2 protein-coding genes are annotated in these 4,116 nt (G+C 70.2%); both read left to right on the plus strand.

The window, feature by feature from the left end; translation table 11 throughout:
• Positions 1–99: 99 nt before the first annotated feature.
• Positions 100–1,812: a SpoIIE family protein phosphatase gene (locus VGS97_RS10715; RefSeq protein WP_326853190.1), complete on the plus strand. Its 1,713-nt coding sequence runs from the start codon at positions 100–102 to the stop codon at positions 1,810–1,812.
• 442 nt (positions 1,813–2,254) lie between these two features.
• A complete protein-coding gene (locus VGS97_RS10720) occupies positions 2,255–3,976 on the plus strand; it encodes an RNA polymerase sigma factor (RefSeq protein ID WP_349262082.1) in 1,722 nt (573 codons plus the stop codon).
• Positions 3,977–4,116: the final 140 nt, after the last annotated feature.

The raw sequence follows: 4,116 nt of genomic DNA on the forward strand, positions 1-4,116 counted from the left end.
GGGTACGGGCGACGCCTGCGCGGATTCGCGTCGCCTGTGTTCACGGCGGACAGCGGTCCGCCGTCTCGCCGCGATCGGTTAGGGGATGGGAAGCGAGCGGTGGCCCGAGACGCTGTCCGGCAGCAGAACCCTGCCGACCACGACGAGACGGACGACGCCCACTCCGGCCTGCTGCGCGCGCTGCTCCAGGACGGTTCGGTGGCCTTCGCCCACTACGGCCGCGACGCGCGCTATCGGCAGGTCAGCCGGGCGCTGGCTGAGATCAACGGGCTCGGCGTTGAGCAGTACCCCGGGCGGCTACCCAGCGAGGTGCTGCCGGGCGAGTACGGCGCGCTGGTCGAGGAGTCCATCAACCGGGTCGTGAACACCGGTAAGAGCTGGCGCGAGCCCGAACAGCGGTGGGAGGTCGCGCAGTGGGCCCCGGCGCCGCGCGGCCACGGCGTCCGCGTCCTGCGTACTCACTGGTCCCCGGTGCGCGACTCGGCCGGACAGATCTCAGGAGCTCTCGCGATCGTGCACGACGTCACCGACCGGCACCGGATCGCCGAACTGCTGGGCTCCACCCAGTGGCGGATCGGCAAGCTCCAGACCGTGGCCCGGGAACTGGCCGGCGCCCTCACCATCGGGGAGGTGCGCGCCGCGGTCGCCAAGCTCGGCCAGGTGACCGGCGCCTCGCACGTCGAACTGCGGCTGCTCGACCCGATCGGGCACTCGCCGTGGCCGCAGAATCGCACGGTCCGACCGGTGCCGGCGCAGCGTTCGCCGCGCGCCGCCGACATCGAGGACGAGCGCTGGGAGCGGCGCACCGTCTCCTGGCCGCCGCTGCTGGCCGCCGCGGTGCGCGCCGAGCAGCCCTGCTACCTGCCGGACCGCGCGGCGGTGCTCACCATGTTCCCCGAATCGGCGCACTGGGCGGCATCGCTCGAATCCGAGCAGGCCTGGGCGGTGCTACCGCTGGTCACCGCGGTCGGGCCGGTGGGCGGTCTGTACCTGGTCTACGACGCGGAACACACCTTCGACGAAGACGATCAAGCCTACCTTCAGGCTCTGGCGGGACAGTGCACCATGGCTGTCGCCCGCGCGCGCATGCACGAGCGTGAACACCGGCACGTCGTCTCCCTCCAGGACGCGCTGCTGCCCAAGCGGCTGCCGGACCTGCCCGGGATCGACGCCGCGTTCCGGTACATCCCCGGCTCGCTCGACACGGAGGTCGGCGGCGACTGGTACGACTTGTTCGGCTTCCAGGACGGCCGCCTCGGCATGGTCGTCGGCGACGTCATCGGCAAGGGCGTGACCGCCGCGGCGGGCATGGGCCGAGTGCGGGCCGCGCTGCGTGCCCTCGCGTACAGCGATCCCTCCCCGCGCGCCGTGCTGACCGGCCTCGACCGGCTCTTCGACGCGACCGAGAACGCCGAGTCGCTGACCACCGTCGTGTACGCGGTCTACGACCCCGCGGCGGGCTGCCTGGTGATGTCCGACGCGGGGCATCTGCCGCTGCTGGTGATCACCGCCGAGGGCGACGCGCGTTACGTCGACGCGACCCCGGAGGCGACGCCGCTCGGCTGGAGCGAGGAACGCTTCGAGCACCAGCTCTCGCTGCGGCCCGGGGACATCGTGATCGGCTTTTCGGACGGCCTGGTCGAGACGCGTGTCGACTCGCTGGACGAAGGGCTCGCGCGGCTGCGCGCCGCGGCCCTCTGCGCTCCGGACACCGCGCTGGAACCGCTGCTTGACCACCTCGTGGAGACCATGCTGCGCGATCACGAGCAGGACGATGATGTGACGCTGCTCGCGGTACGCGTGCGGGTGTGACGGACCGACAGACGGCGGATACGGGAGGCGGTGTGCGTAGGCTTTCGGGGCGCTGCTAGACTGCTGGACCGAGTGCGTGACCTGCGTTTGCGATGCGGCGTACAGCGGCTTGATCGGAGCCGCGGCCGGGAATGATCTACACCAGGCACGGCTACTGCGGCTGCCGACCCGTCAATTTGGACGGGAATACGGGGCCGCTCAATCGTGCTGTCATAACAAGTGTGACAGTTCGGGCAACAGCTGTTACCCCATACGACATGATGAGTTCAGCCGCTCGCTTTGAATGAGTTCAGTCGATAGCATGCCAGGTCTTTTAGTTAGCGCTTCTGTGAGCACCTTTCCGAAGGGTACGTGAGTGTCGGCCCCGATCTCGCTTTCCGCGTCTGCCGCCCCCAATGCGTCCGGCGCACCGTCGACGACAGAGGACGCGCCCGCCACGCCGGTGGCTTCCGCCGTGCAGGCTCTGCTCAACCGCGCCCAGGGGGCCGCGGTTTCGAGCGAGGATGTGAGGCGTGCCTGCGAGCAGGCCAAGGTCCCGGTGAGCCAGGCCAAGTCGGTGCTGCGGGCCCTTCTGGAGCAGGGCGTGACGGTCGCCGTGGTCGGTGAGGGCGCCGCATCCCTGAACAAGCCGCGCAAGCGGGCCGTCGCGGCCTCCTCCTCGGGCCGGACCACCGCCACCGTGCACAAGACCGCCGAGGCCGCGGCCAAGTCCGCCGACGAGAAGCCCGCCGCGACGAAGGCCGCCGCCAGGCCTGCGTCGGCCGCCGCGGGCAAGGCCGAATCCGCCGGCGACACGAGCGGGACGGCCGGAGAGAAGGCCGCCGCGACCGCGTCGTCGAAGCCCGCAGTCAAGACCGCCGCGAAGAAGGCGGCCCCGGCCAAGAAGACCGCGGCCGCGGCGCAGGGCGAGGAGCCGTCGGCGGACGCCAAGAAGGCGGCCGGGAACAAGGCCGCGCCTGCCAAGTCCGCCACTTCGGCGAAAGCGTCCGGTGAGGACGACGAGGCGCTGGCCACCGAGGAGCTGGACGGCGAGCTCGATCTCGAACTCGACGCGGACGCGCTGGCGGACGACGCCGAACTGGACGGCGCCGCGGACACGGAGGGCGAGGCGGACGCCGAGGCGGAGCCGGAGCCGGAGACCGACGAGGCGGAGCCGGCCGGGGAGGCTCCGGCGGCGAGCGACGAGGACGAGGGCTTCGTCCTGTCCGACGACGACGAGGACGACGCCCCCGCGCAGCAGGTCGCCTCGGCCGGGGCCACCGCGGACCCGGTCAAGGACTACCTCAAGCAGATCGGCAAGGTCCCGCTGCTCAACGCCGAGCAGGAGGTCGAGCTGGCCAAGCGGATCGAGGCCGGCCTGTTCGCCGAGGAGAAGCTGAACTCCGGCGAGAAGATGGACCCCCGGTTCAAGCACGAGCTGGAGATCATCGCCGAGGACGGCCGCCGCGCCAAGAACCACCTGCTGGAGGCCAACCTCCGTCTGGTGGTCTCGTTGGCCAAGCGCTACACCGGTCGCGGCATGCTCTTCCTGGACCTGATCCAGGAGGGCAACCTCGGTCTGATCCGTGCGGTCGAGAAGTTCGACTACACCAAGGGCTACAAGTTCTCGACCTACGCCACCTGGTGGATCCGTCAGGCGATCACCCGCGCCATGGCCGACCAGGCCCGCACCATCCGTATCCCGGTGCACATGGTCGAGGTCATCAACAAGCTGGCCCGCGTCCAGCGCCAGATGCTCCAGGACCTGGGCCGCGAGCCCACCCCGGAGGAGCTGGCCAAGGAGCTGGACATGACGCCCGAGAAGGTCGTCGAGGTCCAGAAGTACGGCCGCGAGCCCATCTCCCTGCACACCCCGCTCGGCGAGGACGGCGACAGCGAGTTCGGTGACCTCATCGAGGACTCCGAGGCCGTGGTCCCGGCCGACGCGGTCAGCTTCACCCTGCTCCAGGAGCAGCTCCACTCGGTGCTGGACACCCTGAGCGAGCGCGAGGCCGGCGTGGTTTCCATGCGCTTCGGTCTGACCGACGGTCAGCCGAAGACGCTGGACGAGATCGGCAAGGTCTACGGGGTCACCCGTGAACGCATCCGCCAGATCGAGTCCAAGACCATGTCGAAGCTGCGCCACCCGTCGCGCTCGCAGGTCCTGCGCGACTATCTGGACTGACCCACGGCACCGAAGCACCGCTGTACAGAAGTACCGCAAAGGCCCCCTCTCCGCCGTTCGGCGGGAGGGGGCCTTCCGCTTTCCGGCGGTCTGTCAGCGCGCACATGCAGGCCCGGAGTTACCCCTTGGAAAGGCCTGAA

Source organism: Actinocrinis sp., assembly GCF_035946395.1.
Classification (GTDB): domain Bacteria; phylum Actinomycetota; class Actinomycetes; order Streptomycetales; family Catenulisporaceae; genus Actinocrinis.